This window comes from Mesorhizobium sp. M1169 (genome assembly GCF_040318345.1).
GTDB lineage: Bacteria > Pseudomonadota > Alphaproteobacteria > Rhizobiales > Rhizobiaceae > Mesorhizobium.
The window spans coordinates 107,798-121,691 of record NZ_JAMYME010000004.1 but is presented as its reverse complement, the minus strand read 5'-3'; the positions used below and the strand labels follow the sequence as shown (position 1 = coordinate 121,691).

Here is a 13,894-nt window from a genome sequence, read left to right as displayed (position 1 = left end):
ATGGATTGCCGGACCCGTCAACTGCGGCGATCCGGCGAAAAGCCAAACACAGGCAGGATATAGGCATGGCGAGCGCCGCCGAACAGCTTTTCACGGTCAAGGCAAGGATCGCTGCCGCCGAGCGCGAGGCAGGCCGTGAGGCCGGAGCGGTGACGCTGGTCGCGGTCTCGAAAACCTTCGACGCCGCCGATATCCGCCCCGTCATCGAGGCCGGCCAGCGCATCTTCGGCGAAAACCGCGTCCAGGAAGCACAAGCCAAATGGCCGGCACTGCGGACGGCGTTTCCCGATATCGAGCTGCATCTGATCGGTCCGCTGCAATCGAACAAGGCCAAGGAAGCGGTGGCATTGTTCGACGTCATCGAAACCATCGATCGTGAAAAGATCGCCGCAGAGCTGGCCAAGGAAATCGCCAGGCAGGGCAGGACGCCAAGGCTCTATGTCCAGGTCAACACCGGCTCCGAGCCGCAAAAGGCCGGCATCGAGCCGCGCGAGGCTGTCGCCTTCGTCGCCCGCTGCCGCTCGGTTCACGCCCTCGCCATCGAAGGGCTGATGTGCATTCCGCCGGCCGACGAGAACCCCGGTCCGCATTTCGCGCTGCTGGAAAAGCTTGGGCTCGAGGCCGGCGTCGACAAGCTCTCCATGGGCATGTCCGGCGACTACGAAACCGCGATCGCCTTCGGCGCGACCAGTGTCAGGGTTGGATCGGCGATTTTCGGCGCCAGATGAGGCGCAGCCGACCTTAGGCCACAGGCTGACATTGACTAAGCCAGCGTATAGAAACGGAACGTTTCGTTCCTATATCGGTCGAGTTATTCTCAACCCGTCTGGAGCCACCATGCGTTACAATCAACTTGGAAATACGGGGATGTTCGTCTCCGAACTTTGCCTCGGCACGATGACGTTCGGCGCGGCCGGCGAGAATGCCCAATGGGGCCTGATCGCCAGCCTCGACCAGAAGGGCGTCGACGAGATCGTTGCCCGCTCCCTCGCCGCCGGCGTCAATTTCTTCGACACGGCGGATGTCTATTCCTTCGGCGCCTCGGAACGGCTTCTCGGCCAGTCGCTCAGGAACCTTGGCGTCAACCGTCAGGACGTGATCATCGCCACCAAGGTTCACGGCGCCATGGGCGGCGGCCCGAACCAGCGCGGTTCCTCGCGCGGCCACATCATGGATTCGGTCGAGAGCAGCCTCGAGCGGCTACAGCTCGATCACATCGATCTCTACCAGCTGCACGGCACCGACACGGTGACGCCGATCGACGAAACGCTGCGGGCGCTCGACGACCTGGTTGCCGCCGGCAAGGTCCGCTATGTCGGCGTCTCGAACTGGCAGGCTTGGCGCATTGCCAAGGCGCTGGGTATTGCCGAGCGCAAAGGCTTTGCCCGCTTCGAGACCGTGCAGTCGTATTATTCGATCGCCGGCCGCGATCTCGAGCGCGAAATCGTGCCGCTGATCAACGAGGAGAAGCTCGGGCTGATGGTCTGGTCGCCGATGGCTGGCGGCCTGCTCTCCGGCAAATACGGACCGGGCGCCCCCGGCAATGGCGAGGGCCGTCGCGCCAGCTTCAATTTCCCGCCGGTCAATGAGGACCGTGCCTGGGCAGCGGTCGCCGTCATGCGCGAGATCGCCGTCAAGCACGGCGTCAGCGTCGCCACGGTGGCGCTCGGCTATGTCCTGGCCAAGCCATTCGTGATGAGCGTCATCATCGGCGCCAGCCGCATGGAGCAGCTGGAACAGAACCTTGCAGCCACCGAGTTGCAGCTCGATGCCGATGATCTTGTTCGCCTCGACGAAGTCAGTGCCCTGCCCGCCGAATACCCCGGCTGGATGCTGGAGCGTCAGGCGGCCGGCCGGCGTCCGGCGCCCTTCGTGCCGAACAAGTAGTTCAATTTACCTTCGATTCGATGCTTCGGGAGCCAGCAGGCTCAGGTCAGCCGGACAGTCTCGACCAAAAAGTCCAAAAACGCCCGCACCCGCGCCGGCAGATACTTGCCTTGGCCGACATAGACGGCGTGGGTGAGTTCCTCGTCGCCGGGGTTGAACTCTTCCAGCAGCGGCAGCAGCCGGCCGGCGGCAATGTCGGCCTCCACATGCCAGCGTGCCAGCCGGGCGATGCCCGCCCCCGAGAGCGCCATCAGCCGCATCGCCTCACCGTCGCTGACCAGCGTATTTCCTATGATCGACAGGGTGATCGGCTTGCCGGCCGCGTCGATAAAAGGCCAGCCCTCGAGGTGACGAACGAAACGGAAGCCCATCCGGTTGTGACGATCGAGATCGGCGGGCGTCTTGGGCGTGCCACGCGCTTCGAGATACGATGGCGCCGCAACGACGACCACCCGGCTCTGCCCGAGCTTGCGCGCCACCAGCCGTGATTCGCCGAGCGGCCCGGCGCGGATGGCGACGTCAGCGCGCTCCTCCATCAGGTCGATGACATCGTCGGTCAACACCAGATCGACCGAGATTTCGGGGTAGCGCTCTAGGAAACGCGGCAAAAGCGGGATCAGCCGATGCTGCCCGAAAGGCACGTAGCTGTTGATCCGCAGCCGGCCACGCGGCGCGGCACCCGCCGCTGCCTCGCGCTCGGCCGCCGCCATGTCGGCAAGGACGCGCACGCCGCTGTCGAAGAACGCCGCCCCCTCCGGTGTCAGTTGCAGCTTGCGCGTCGAACGGCTGACCAGCCGCGCACCAAGCCGCGCCTCCAGCCGCGCGATCAGCTTGCTCACCGCCGACGGCGTCATCCGCAACGCGCGGGCAGCGGCTGAAAAGCTGCCCGCCTCGACGACGCGAACGAACACTTCGATCTCGCCGGAGCGATTGATGTCGGGCCTGGCCATTGGTGAATCTATTTCACAGACGATGTGCCCGATGCAAGGCTGGTTCACAGCACATCGCGGCACGATCTTCCGGATCGGGGCGTGGGAGGACACGGCGCCCGTCATCAAAACTGGTCGTCATCGAAGTGGGAACCGCCATGCCCCTTGCTCTTTACGCTCTTGCCGCCGGTGCCTTTGGCATCGGCGTCACCGAATTCGTCATCATGGGCCTGCTGCTCGACGTCAGCACCGATCTCGGCGTCTCGATCTCAGCTTCCGGCCAGCTGATTTCTGGCTATGCGCTGGGCGTCGTCGTCGGCGCGCCGCTGCTGACGATCGCGACCGGCCGTTGGCCGCGCAAGACCGTGCTTCTGGCGCTGATGGCGATCTTCACGCTGGGCAACCTCGCTTGTGCGCTTGCCCCAGACTACTGGACGCTGATGGGTGCGCGCGTACTGACCGCCTTCGCCCACGGTACCTTCTTCGGCGTCGGCTCGGTCGTGGCGACCGGACTGGTGGCGCCCAACAAGAAAGCCTCGGCGATCGCCCTGATGTTCACCGGCCTGACCATCGCCAACATCCTCGGCGTGCCCTTCGGCACATGGCTCGGCCAAGCCTTCGGCTGGCGCGCGACCTTCTGGGCGGTGACCCTGGTCGGCATCGCCGCCTTTACCATCATTCTGCTGCTGGTGCCGCGCAGCCGAACAGAGCCTGAGAAGAGCAATTTGCGCGCCGATCTCGCCTTGCTCGGCCGCGCGCCGGTCCTGCTTGGCTTTGCCACCACCGTGCTTGGCTATGCCGGCGTCTTCGCCGTCTTCACCTACATCGCCCCGTTGCTGACCGAGATCACCGGTTTTGACGAGGCAGCGGTGTCGCCGATCCTGCTGGTCTTCGGCGGCGGCCTCATCGCCGGCAACCTCGCCGGCGGCAAGTTCGCCGACCGCTGGTTGGTACCGTCCGTTCTCGGCAGTCTCGTCGTCCTGGCGATGGTGCTCGGCACCATGACCTTCGCCCTGCACAGCCAGGTCATGGCCGTTATCTATGTCGGCCTGCTCGGCGCCGCCGCCTTCGCCACCGTGGCGCCGCTGCAGATGTGGGTACTGGAAAAGGCACAAGGCGCCGGCCAGAGCCTCGCCTCATCCTTCAACATCGCCGCCTTCAACCTCGGCAATGCTGCCGGCGCCTGGCTCGGCGGCGTGGTCATCGCCCATGGTCCCGGCCTCGATGCCGTCACCTGGGTCGCGGCCCTGTTGCCGCTTTCAGCGCTTGCCGTGGCGGCGTTTGCGCTGCGCCTCGACCGAGATCCTGTCCTCGCCACACCGGAAATCGCGCGGTCATAGAACGGCAAACCTCAACCAATCTTTGAAACAGCCATCCTTCCACAAGGAGCAAACCCATGGATTATCGAAATCTTGGCGCATCAGGCCTGAAGGTCCCGGTGCTCTCGTTCGGCGCTGGAACCTTCGGCGGTTCAGGCCCGCTGTTCGGTGCCTGGGGCAACAGCGATGCGGCGGAAGCACGGCGGCTGGTCGACATCTGCCTTGAGGCCGGCGTCAACCTGTTCGACACCGCCGATGTCTATTCGAATGGCGCTTCCGAACAAGTGCTCGGCGCTGCCATCAAGGGCCGCCGCGACGCCGTGCTGATCTCGACCAAGACCTCGCTGCCGATGGGCGACGGTCCCAACGATGCCGGCTCGTCACGTTCACGCCTGATCAAGGCCGTCGAAGACGCGCTGAAGCGTCTTGGCACCGATTACATCGACCTGCTGCAACTGCACGCCTTCGACGCCGCAACACCGATCGAGGAGGTGCTGTCGACGCTGGACAGTCTCGTGCGCGCCGGCAAGCTGCGTTATGTCGGCGTCTCCAATTTTTCCGGCTGGCAAGTGATGAAGTCGCTCGGCCTGGCGGATAGACATGGCTATCCCCAATACGTCGCCCATCAGGTCTATTACTCGCTGGTCGGACGCGATTATGAATGGGAGTTGATGCCGCTCGGCCTCGACCAGGGCGTCGGTGCGCTGGTGTGGAGCCCACTCGGCTGGGGCCGCCTGACCGGCAAGATCCGCCGTGGCCAGAAGCTGCCTGAGAAAAGCCGGCTGCACGACACGGCAAGCTTCGGACCGCCCGTCGAGGATGAGCATCTCTATCGGGTCGTCGACGCGCTTGATGTTGTCGCCGAGGAAACCGGCAAGACCATACCGCAGATCGCCATCAATTGGCTGCTGCAGCGGCCGACCGTCGCCTCCGTCATCATTGGCGCGCGCAACGAGGAGCAGTTGCGCCAGAATCTCGGCGCCGTCGGCTGGTCCTTGACAGCCGAGCAGATGAAGAAGCTCGACACGGCAAGTGAGGTCACCGCACCCTATCCGTATTTTCCCTATCGCCGGCAGGAGGGTTTTGCCCGGCTGAACCCGCCCGCAGTCTGACGCTCCAAAAGCTGGGCGGCGGCTCCCAGACTGCCGCCCGCCCGGCTAATGCAGAACGAACTCGCCGTCGACCTTGCGCCATTCGTTCGGCGCGATCAGCTTCTGGTGCGTGTAGCTGACCGAATGCAGCGGGCCTTCGAGCTTGGCCTTCCAGAACTCGATGAAGCGGATCAGCACGGGAAATTTCGGGGCGATGTCGTAATCCTGCCAGATGAAGCTCTGCAGCAGATGCGGATGATCTGGGAAGTGATAAAGAATCTTGGCCGTGGTCAAGCCATAGCCCTTGAGCATCAGGTCCATTTCTGAATGGTCGCGCATTGCCGGTCCCCTGGTTGATTCTCCTTCCTCCCAGCCTGAAATTGTGCACCCCATTTGCTTATTCGTCTATTGATATTTCTGCGATCAAACCAGATTCCTCCCGCAAAAACATGCGCTTAGCAGCCGCCTCACGAGAGTGCTGACACCGCCCGGCAAGGCACCTGCGGCATCCCGCCGCGCGAATCCAACGTCTAATGTTGCCGTCACCGCCGAACTGTTAATAATGCGCGCGAATTCGCGGCCGCATCGCCGCGATCCTGCCGGCGGTCAAGCCGGCGGTTTGGTTTTGGGGAGGAAGGCGAAGAAATGTCCGATGTTCATGTCCATCGCGTCCAGCCGGCGTGGAAGAAGAACGCGCTGATTGACAATGACACCTACCTGAAATGGTACGCCGACAGCGTCAAGAACCCGGACAAGTTCTGGGGCAAGCACGGCAAGCGCATCGACTGGTTCAAGCCCTACAGCAAGGTCAAGAACACGTCCTTCGACGGCAAGGTTTCGATCAAATGGTTCGAGGATGGCCAGACAAACGTTTCGTGGAACTGCATCGACCGGCATCTGAAGAAGCGCGGCGAACAGACCGCCATCATCTGGGAAGGCGACAATCCCTACGACGACAGGAAGATCACCTATAACGAACTTCACGCACGTGTCTGCCGCCTCGCCAATGTGATGAAGAAGCACGGCGTCAAGAAGGGCGACCGCGTCACCATCTACATGCCGATGATCCCGGAGGCCGCTTATGCGATGCTCGCCTGCACGCGCATCGGCGCCATTCATTCGGTTGTCTTCGGCGGCTTTTCGCCGGATGCGCTGGCCGGACGCATCGACGACTGCAAGTCGACCTTCGTCATCACCGCCGACGAAGGCCTGCGCGGCGGCAAGACTATCCCGCTGAAGGAGAACACCGACAAGGCGATCGAGATCGCCGCCAAGGCCGGAACGAAAGTCGAAAAGGTCTTGGTCGTGCGCCGCACCGGCGGCAAGACCGGCTGGGCCGCCGGGCGCGACGTCTGGTACCATGACGAGGTCGCCACGGTTAAGGCCGAATGCAAGCCCGAGAAGATGAACGCCGAGGACCCGCTGTTCATCCTCTACACATCCGGCTCGACCGGCAAGCCGAAGGGCGTGCTGCACACCACCGGCGGCTATCTCGTCTATGTCTCGATGACCCACCAATATGTCTTCGCCTATCATGAGGGCGATATCTACTGGTGCACCGCCGATGTCGGCTGGGTCACCGGCCACAGCTATATCGTCTACGGGCCGCTCGCCAACGGCGCCACCACGCTGATGTTCGAAGGCGTGCCGAACTACCCGTCGCAGTCGCGTTTCTGGGACGTGATCGACAAGCACAAGGTCAACATCTTCTACACGGCGCCGACGGCGCTGCGCGCGCTGATGGGCGCCGGCAATGCCCATGTCACCAAAACGTCGCGCAAGTCGCTGCGCGTGCTCGGCACCGTCGGCGAGCCGATCAATCCGGAAGCCTGGGAGTGGTATTTCAACGTCGTCGGCAACGGCAAGGTGCCGATCGTCGACACCTGGTGGCAGACCGAGACCGGCGGCATCATGATCACGCCGGTTCCGGGCGCCACCCACCTCAAGGCGGGTTCGGCGACGCGGCCCTTCTTTGGCGTCAAGCCGCAGCTGGTCGACGCCGACGGCAAGGTACTGGAAGGCGAAGCCAGCGGCAATCTTTGCATTGCCGACTCATGGCCGGGCCAGATGCGCACCGTCTATGGCGATCACGACCGCTTCGTGCAGACCTATTTCTCGACCTACAAGGGCAGGTACTTCACCGGCGACGGCTGCCGCCGCGATGCTGACGGCTACTACTGGATCACCGGCCGCGTCGATGACGTCATCAACGTCTCCGGCCACCGCATGGGCACCGCCGAGGTCGAATCGGCGCTGGTTTCGCATGAGAAGGTCTCGGAGGCCGCCGTCGTCGGCTACCCGCACGATATCAAGGGCCAGGGCATCTACTGCTATGTCACGCTGATGGCCGGCGAGACGCCAAGCGAGGAATTGCGCCAGGAGCTCGTCGCCCATGTCCGCAAGGAGATCGGCGCCATCGCTTCGCCCGACAAGATCCAGTTCGCGCCCGGCCTGCCGAAGACCCGTTCCGGCAAGATTATGCGGCGCATCCTGCGCAAGATCGCCGAGGATGATTTTGCCGCGCTCGGCGACACCTCGACGCTCGCCGACCCGGCAGTCGTCGACGACCTGATCGCCAACCGGCAAAACAAGAAGGGCTGATGCAACCCGCATTGGGCGCCGTCACCGAGCTTTGGCGCTATCCCGCGAGCTCGCTCGCCGGCGAGTTTCAGGAGGCGATCTCCGTCGACTGGTATACCGTCGAAGGCGACCGCCTGTTTGGTCTTGTCGATACCTCGACCGATGAAATCGCGCGGCCCGACCGCGAAGCGAAATGGCACAAGGTGCCCTGCATCCGCACCCGGCTGTCGCAGGCCGGCAGGCTGGAGGTCGCCATCCCCGACGGACGCTGGCTTTCGGCACCTGGCGCGCAAAGTGATCGCGCGATTTCCGCGTATCTCGGCTTTGCGGCTTCCATCCGGCCGTTCAGCCGGGAAAATGCGGCTCCGGATTACCTCGGCCCCCTGCTGACGGAACGCTACGTCAAAACCCCTATTCATCTGCTGACCACCGCCTCACTGGCGCGTTTGAAAGTGCTGCATCCAGCGGGCACCGCCGACGCGCGCCGCTTCCGCCCCAACATCGTCGTCGATATGCCAGAGGTCGAGGGGTCGTTTCCCGAGACGGAATGGATCGGGTGCAAGCTGGCAATCGGCGACCTGCTCCTGACCATCTCCGAGCCGTGCCGCCGCTGCGGCTCACCATCATTGGCCAGAACGGGTTCGACCACGACCCGGCAATCCTGCGCAGCCTGGTCCGCCACAACGCCCATAACCTCGGCGTCTACTGCACCGTCGACCGACCGGCCCGCGTCGAGATCGGCGCCACGATGCGCCTCCTGTAGCTATCGATACAAATCCGCCCGCGTCGGCGGCAGGCCGCTCGGGCCGCGCGCGCGCCTGGTGACAACGGTCTGGAATATCTGCGCCGAGGCGCGTTCGAAGGTGATCGAGCAACCGGTCAGATAAAGCAGCCAGAGCCGCGCCTTGGCTTCGCCGACCTCGGCGATGGCTTCGTCGAAGCGTGCGTGGAGACGCTCTGCCCATAGCCTGCAGGTGCGCGCATAGTGCTCGCGCAAGTTTTCGACGTCGTAGACGAGGAAGCCGTGCGCCTCGAGATTGCCGAGCGTCATGCCGATCGTATCGAGTTCGCCGCCCGGAAAAATGTATTTGATCAGCGCCTTGAATTCCGGCCCCTTGCGCAGCGTCTTCTTCAAGCTGCCCTTGTCGCGCCGGGTGATGGCGTGGTGCAGATAGATGCCGCCGGGCTTGAGCAGGCGATGGATCCTCGAGAAATAGGCCGCATGGTTGGCAAGCCCCAGATGCTCGAACATGCCGATCGAGGAGATCTTGTCGAAGGAGCCGGACAGCTCGGCATAGGACTTGATCTCGATGGTGATGCGGTCCTCCAGCCCGGCGGCGCGGATGCGTTCACGGGCGAGTTCGGTCTGTGCTTCCGATAGCGAAACGCCGTGGCCGACGACGCCATAATTCTTCACCGCATGGATGAGCATCGCTCCCCAGCCGCAGCCGATGTCGAGCAATCTGTCGCCGGGCTTCAGGCGAAGCTTGCGGCAGATATGGTCGAGCTTGTCTCTCTGGGCCTGATCGATATCGTTGGCGAAATCCTTGAAGTAGCCGCAGCTATAGACCATGCGCTCGTCGAGGAAGAGCCGGTAGAATGCGTTGGAAATGTCGTAATGATGCTGGATCGCCTCCTTGCTCGAACCGCTGACGAAAGGATTGCGGCCGGAAAGATCGGCTCGCGTGGTCATCTGTTTTCGCGAAAACAGCACCGCCGGCAGGTCGCGCAGGATCGCCAGCTTCGGCAATGTCTTGAGCTTCGTCCTGAGCTTGCCGTGCGTGGGCAAGGCGTAGAAATCGAACAGCGATCCGTCCTCGACGTCGACCGCCTTGGCAATCCACATCTCGATCAGCGTCGATAAAGAGGGCCGACGTACGATCTGCCAGACGATGTCCTGGTCGTTGATAGTGAGCACCGGGCCGGTAGCCGGGCCGATCCGCTCGCCTGTCCACAGCCTCACCGCGAAACCCGGCTTAAGCGTCTCGATGACCGTCCGAACAATCCGGGCCGCTCTCTCGGCTGCCTCCATCCCCGTCCTCCCTTACCCGGCAAATAACGGCCCGGAACAATCGCGGCTCGATCTTGCCTGCCCGATCGGCCGGCCGCAAGCCGCCCGAGTGCACAAGCACGCTTGTTCAGGATTTTCGAGTGCCGCGCCTTGCCATTTGCCGGATGACACCCCATCATGAGGAAGTGTTCAACAAATCGAAAGGAGGTGATCCGATGTCGAGTGATTTCGTTTTCCAGAACGTGGCCTCAGCGGATCGCACTTTCGGGAAGCAGTCTTCCCGTTAAGGCGCGAGATGCGCGGCTGGCGACCAACCGTCGCCGCCAGGAGCCGCGCCATGGACGGAAACACGGAAGGCCGCCGACTTCGCGAGAAGCGGCGGCCTTTTCCTTTTTGGGCTGTTGTCCCTTATTTAGTTACGGTCAACATCTCGACGTTGCGCGCTATGTCCTGGAAAGCCTGGTTGAGTTCGGTTCCATTGGCAGCTTGGTAGAAGTGCTTGATCTTGGCGGTGTCCGGGCTCGCGCAATCCTGGAGCGTCGCCTTGGCATTCGTTTCGTTTAGGTCAAACCCAATAGTGAAGATCTCGATGCCGTTGTCGCGCATGGCAGCGCAAAGTTTTTTGGCGGCCGTGCGGGTCGGCTCCTTGCCGGCGTCATTGTAGACGTCGCTCACCGTGCTCGCATCGAAGTAGGACAGGTTGAATTCGCCGTCGGTCATCAGGATCGCGATTTTGGCGACCTTTTTTGGATCCATCTTGGCCGGCCGCTGCGAAGTCCTCATTATGCTCCCCCAGTTCTCCGAGAGCATGTACCAGGTCCACTGTACGCCGATATGGCCGGCAGTGCCGCCGGAGGCGATGAAATTCTTGATGACCGTCTTGAGCGCCGTCGCATCCGCCGTCAGCGGCATCAGCGTGGCGGCCGGGCAGGCGGCGGTGCCGGTTTGCCAGGCGAAGGACGACAGCAGGTAGTCGCGGTTGACCATGCTGGCGTCGGGGCCTGCGTCCGAATATTGGTAGGTCCCCTTGCGTTCGGTGGCGCAATTGTCAGGACGGATGAGGCCCGAGACATACTGCACAGCGTCATTGGCCGGCGCCTGTTTGCGTTGGCTGGCGGTGGTTTCCACATAGACGCTGCTGGCGGCAAGTGTACCGGCATTCACCGAATTGGCATAAGGCACGATGGCAACCCGCACGCGCGGTTTGGAGGTGTCCTGACCGCCCAGAAAACTGTCGACGGCATTCGCCGCAGCCGTCCGCAGATCGATGATTTTCTGGCCTGCCATCGAGCCGGTCACATCGAGCATCATCGCGACTTCGATCTGCTTGTCCGAATAGAGAGCCGTCGTCGATGCGGGAACGCGCTGCATGCTACCCGTGCTGAAAAGCGGGAAATAATAGCTGACATTGACATGAACGTCCGCCTGAACGGTCCTGGCGGTCTGGTCGACGGTCAGTTTGTCGAGAACGATCTGATTGTCCTGCAGGATACCCGCCGTGCTGTTGGCATCGAGAAAGGCCTGCACCGATTTGCTGGCTTCGGCCTCGCTGATAACGCCGGTCGTCAGGTCGCGGGCCGTCGAGGTGACCGCCGCATCGACGACGCCTTGCAGGCTCGATTTCACATTGTAGAGTTGGGATACGTTGACGGCAAAGCCGACACTCAGCGCCAGTACTGAGCCGATTATACCAAACAGGACCGCGAAATTTCCGCTGCGATCCCCGGCAAAGCCGCCGATCGCCTGAACAAGACCCCCGAAACGCCGCATCCCTTCCGCCTCCATTCGCTACAGCCTGCAGCTGTCCGAACGCGCATTGCAGGAATCCGGCCGGATCGCGCCGCCGGGCGCGGGAAAGCGAGCGGCCCCCGCTCAGGCCATTGTTTCCAAACGGTTTCGAGCGGCGACAAGGTAAACAGCGGGTAAACGAAAGCCGCGTCGGCACGGCTTTGTTCAAAAAGCGCTTACCAAGATTCGGGCTCGCAATTCGAGACGGCTGGACTGCGTCCCAATCCGGTACAGACGAGATGTATCGAACAGGATCAGTGCTGCCGCAGTGGCGGCAGGTGGAAATCCGGACTGCGAATGTGTCCGAAGATCAGGCCAGCATCCGTGCGCTGACGGTCTTGTCGACGCCGCGATAGGGCGGCTTGAACAGATTGCCTTCCTGCTCGTGGGTCCAGACCTTGAACAGGCTGAGCCGATGCGGGCCGAAACTGTGCAGCAGCGGCACGTCGGTGGCGTCGCGGCCGCGGGCTATGACGACGCGGCCGATCCTCGGCACATTGTGGCGAGGATCGAAGGTGTACCATCTGCCGTCGAGGAACACTTCCACCCAGGCCGAGAAATCCATCGGCGCCGGATCGGCGGGCACGCCGATATCGCCGAGATAGCCGTTCACGTAGCGGGCCGGGATGTTCATGCAGCGGCAGAGCGTGATCGCCAGATGGGCAAAGTCGCGGCAGACGCCGACGCGCTCCTCATGCGCCTGCGCCGCCGTGCGGGTCGAGCGCGCATAGCCGTAGCCGAAGGACAGGCGGTTGTGGACATAGTCGACGATCGCCTGCACCCGCGCCCAGCCCGGCGGAAGCTGGCCGAAAAGTTGCCAGGCCAGGTCGCCGAGATGGTCGGTCTCGCAGTAACGGCTGCCGAGCAGATAGCCGAGCACCTCGTCCGGCAATTCGGCAACCGGGACTTCCCCGGCCAGCGTGTTGACTTCGTCCGTCTCGCCGCTGTCCTCGACCACCGCGTCATAAAGGATGCGAAAGCTTCCGGCCGGCGCCGTGAAGCGGCGGCAGCTATTGCCGAAAAGATCGTGGTAGACCCTGGTCGGAACCGACGGCGACGTCAGCACGCGCGTCTGCCGCTTGATGTCGGCCTGGCGATCCCGATGGATCTCGAGCAGCGAAACAATCGGCGTGGCTGCAGCGCATTCAATGGCAATTTCATAGCCGAGCCTGATCAGCATCGCCGTCCCCCTACGATCGTCATGGAAGATAGTGCTGGTCAACGCAGCAGAGTGTGCGGCGGTTCCTTGTGGTCGTCAAAAACGGCGCCTCGCGGCTTCCCATACGGACGCGGCAACGTTACGGTCGATCGACACGCGTCTTTCGAAATAATTCCTCCAAAATGACCCCGGGAAACCGATGTTTGCAGGCAGAAAATTCGCGGCCTTCCTGTTCGATATGGACGGCACGATTCTCAATTCGATCGCCGCGGCGGAAAGGGTCTGGGCAGCGTGGGCGCATCGGCAAGGTCTTGACGTCGCCGCATTCCTGCCGACCATCCACGGCGTGCGGGCGATCGAGACCATCGGCCGGCTGGCGCTCCCAGGCGTCGATCCTGCCCGCGAAGCCGAATCGCTTTTGCAGGCCGAGGCGGCCGATGTCGAGGGCATTCGCCCGATTGCCGGCGCCGCGGCCTTCTTGGCGTCGCTGCCGCCTGGAAGCTGGGCGATCGCCACTTCGGCACCGCGCGAACTTGCCTTGCTGCGCCTGCAGGCCGCCGGCATTCCGGCTCCCGCCGTGATCGTCGCGGCGGAGGACGTGGCTCGCGGCAAGCCGGCACCCGACTGCTTCCGGCTGGCGGCCGCACGGCTCGGCGTCGATGTGCGCGACTGCCTCGTCTTCGAGGACGCGCCGGCCGGCATAGCGGCAGCCGAAGCCGCGGGCGCTGCAATCGTGGTGATCAGCGCCACGCACCGGCATCCGTTGCAGACGCCGCATGCCGCCATCACCGGCTATGGCGCGATCGGCATCGCTGTCGATGACAACGGCTGGATTGCCATCGAAGCGGAACGGACCGCACAGCCTGCTTAACTAGCATCCTGCTTGCGCTAAAAGTCGCTGGTCAGGCCCTTGACCTCCCAGTCGCCATAGCGGCCAGGCTCCTTGCCGCCGCGCCCGCCGATCTCCCTCGGCAGCGTGGCTTCCTGCTCGCGATATTTCTCCCGCCGGGCCTCGGCCTCGACCAAGGCGCGCCTGGCTGCCGGGGTCAGCGGCTTTTGCGGCGAGCCGTTAGCATGCGTTTGGCTGGTTTTGTCGATCATGCGATCTTCCGCTAGATTGAAACAGGCCC

General features: G+C 63.2%; 12 protein-coding genes and 1 pseudogene. 7 read left to right on the top strand and 6 right to left on the bottom strand.

From position 1 onward, the window contains the following. Positions 1-65 precede the first annotated feature (65 nt). Together NKH41_RS05750 and NKH41_RS05745 are read left to right on the top strand one after the other, a co-directional pair. A complete protein-coding gene (locus NKH41_RS05750) occupies positions 66-728 on the top strand; it encodes a YggS family pyridoxal phosphate-dependent enzyme (protein WP_352767527.1) in 663 nt (220 codons plus the stop codon). 109 nt (positions 729-837) lie between these two features. Next, positions 838-1,887, top strand: coding sequence for an aldo/keto reductase (locus NKH41_RS05745; RefSeq protein ID WP_352767525.1), 1,050 nt, complete (start codon positions 838-840; stop codon positions 1,885-1,887). Positions 1,888-1,928: 41 nt separating this feature from the next. On the opposite strand, the gene NKH41_RS05740 is transcribed toward NKH41_RS05745, so the two are convergent. Beyond that, entirely contained in the window at positions 1,929-2,837 is a 909-nt protein-coding gene (locus tag NKH41_RS05740; RefSeq protein ID WP_352767523.1) for a LysR family transcriptional regulator, read from the bottom strand. Between the two features lie 137 nt (positions 2,838-2,974). Here NKH41_RS05740 and NKH41_RS05735 point away from each other — a divergent pair, with 137 nt between their 5' ends. Together NKH41_RS05735 and NKH41_RS05730 are read left to right on the top strand one after the other, a co-directional pair. Next, positions 2,975-4,156, top strand: coding sequence for an MFS transporter (locus tag NKH41_RS05735; protein WP_352767521.1), 1,182 nt, complete (start codon positions 2,975-2,977; stop codon positions 4,154-4,156). A 56-nt stretch (positions 4,157-4,212) separates the two neighbouring features. Beyond that, positions 4,213-5,247, top strand: a complete 1,035-nt coding sequence (locus NKH41_RS05730; protein WP_352767519.1) for an aldo/keto reductase — start codon at positions 4,213-4,215, stop codon at positions 5,245-5,247. Between the two features lie 45 nt (positions 5,248-5,292). Here NKH41_RS05730 and NKH41_RS05725 read toward each other — a convergent pair whose 3' ends face one another. After that, on the bottom strand, positions 5,293-5,565 hold the full coding sequence (locus NKH41_RS05725; RefSeq protein WP_023678111.1) for an usg protein: 273 nt from the start codon (positions 5,563-5,565) through the stop codon (positions 5,293-5,295). Between the two features lie 306 nt (positions 5,566-5,871). Between NKH41_RS05725 and acs the strand changes: the two genes are divergently transcribed. Both acs and NKH41_RS05715 read left to right on the top strand, forming a co-directional pair. Beyond that, a complete protein-coding gene (gene acs / locus NKH41_RS05720; protein WP_352767517.1) occupies positions 5,872-7,827 on the top strand; it encodes an acetate--CoA ligase in 1,956 nt (651 codons plus the stop codon). Next, positions 7,827-8,569: pseudogene (locus NKH41_RS05715) on the top strand (MOSC domain-containing protein). Before acs ends, NKH41_RS05715 begins: the two are co-directional and overlap by 1 nt. Here the strand turns inward: NKH41_RS05715 and NKH41_RS05710 are convergent. From NKH41_RS05710 to NKH41_RS05700, 3 genes are all read right to left on the bottom strand, one after another. Next, complete coding sequence (locus NKH41_RS05710; RefSeq protein ID WP_352767515.1) at positions 8,570-9,838, bottom strand: class I SAM-dependent methyltransferase; 1,269 nt, start codon at positions 9,836-9,838, stop codon at positions 8,570-8,572. Between the two features lie 387 nt (positions 9,839-10,225). Continuing rightward, the gene (locus NKH41_RS05705) at positions 10,226-11,587 is read right to left on the bottom strand and encodes a pilus assembly protein TadG-related protein (protein ID WP_352767513.1); all 1,362 of its coding nucleotides are present in this window, start codon (positions 11,585-11,587) and stop codon (positions 10,226-10,228) included. Positions 11,588-11,915: 328 nt separating this feature from the next. After that, positions 11,916-12,785, bottom strand: coding sequence for a transglutaminase-like domain-containing protein (locus NKH41_RS05700; protein WP_352767511.1), 870 nt, complete (start codon positions 12,783-12,785; stop codon positions 11,916-11,918). A 178-nt stretch (positions 12,786-12,963) separates the two neighbouring features. Here NKH41_RS05700 and NKH41_RS05695 point away from each other — a divergent pair, with 178 nt between their 5' ends. Further along, positions 12,964-13,635 carry an HAD-IA family hydrolase gene (locus tag NKH41_RS05695; protein WP_352451228.1) on the top strand — a complete coding sequence of 224 codons (672 nt, stop codon included), beginning with the start codon at positions 12,964-12,966 and terminating at the stop codon, positions 13,633-13,635. Between the two features lie 17 nt (positions 13,636-13,652). Here NKH41_RS05695 and NKH41_RS05690 read toward each other — a convergent pair whose 3' ends face one another. Continuing rightward, positions 13,653-13,865 carry a DUF1674 domain-containing protein gene (locus NKH41_RS05690; protein WP_352451229.1) on the bottom strand — a complete coding sequence of 71 codons (213 nt, stop codon included), beginning with the start codon at positions 13,863-13,865 and terminating at the stop codon, positions 13,653-13,655. Between the last annotated feature and the right edge of the window lie 29 nt (positions 13,866-13,894).

What these genes read in the sequence shown, in the direction of transcription:
- NKH41_RS05750 (WP_352767527.1), top strand. Translation starts at nt 66, where the DNA reads ATGGCGAGCGCCGCCGAACAGCTTTTCACGGTCAAGGCAAGGATCGCT.
- NKH41_RS05745 (WP_352767525.1), top strand. Translation starts at nt 838, where the DNA reads ATGCGTTACAATCAACTTGGAAATACGGGGATGTTCGTCTCCGAACTT.
- NKH41_RS05740 (WP_352767523.1), bottom strand. Translation starts at nt 2,837, where the DNA reads ATGGCCAGGCCCGACATCAATCGCTCCGGCGAGATCGAAGTGTTCGTT.
- NKH41_RS05735 (WP_352767521.1), top strand. Translation starts at nt 2,975, where the DNA reads ATGCCCCTTGCTCTTTACGCTCTTGCCGCCGGTGCCTTTGGCATCGGC.
- NKH41_RS05730 (WP_352767519.1), top strand. Translation starts at nt 4,213, where the DNA reads ATGGATTATCGAAATCTTGGCGCATCAGGCCTGAAGGTCCCGGTGCTC.
- NKH41_RS05725 (WP_023678111.1), bottom strand. Translation starts at nt 5,565, where the DNA reads ATGCGCGACCATTCAGAAATGGACCTGATGCTCAAGGGCTATGGCTTG.
- acs (WP_352767517.1), top strand. Translation starts at nt 5,872, where the DNA reads ATGTCCGATGTTCATGTCCATCGCGTCCAGCCGGCGTGGAAGAAGAAC.
- NKH41_RS05710 (WP_352767515.1), bottom strand. Translation starts at nt 9,838, where the DNA reads ATGGAGGCAGCCGAGAGAGCGGCCCGGATTGTTCGGACGGTCATCGAG.
- NKH41_RS05705 (WP_352767513.1), bottom strand. Translation starts at nt 11,587, where the DNA reads ATGCGGCGTTTCGGGGGTCTTGTTCAGGCGATCGGCGGCTTTGCCGGG.
- NKH41_RS05700 (WP_352767511.1), bottom strand. Translation starts at nt 12,785, where the DNA reads ATGCTGATCAGGCTCGGCTATGAAATTGCCATTGAATGCGCTGCAGCC.
- NKH41_RS05695 (WP_352451228.1), top strand. Translation starts at nt 12,964, where the DNA reads ATGTTTGCAGGCAGAAAATTCGCGGCCTTCCTGTTCGATATGGACGGC.
- NKH41_RS05690 (WP_352451229.1), bottom strand. Translation starts at nt 13,865, where the DNA reads ATGATCGACAAAACCAGCCAAACGCATGCTAACGGCTCGCCGCAAAAG.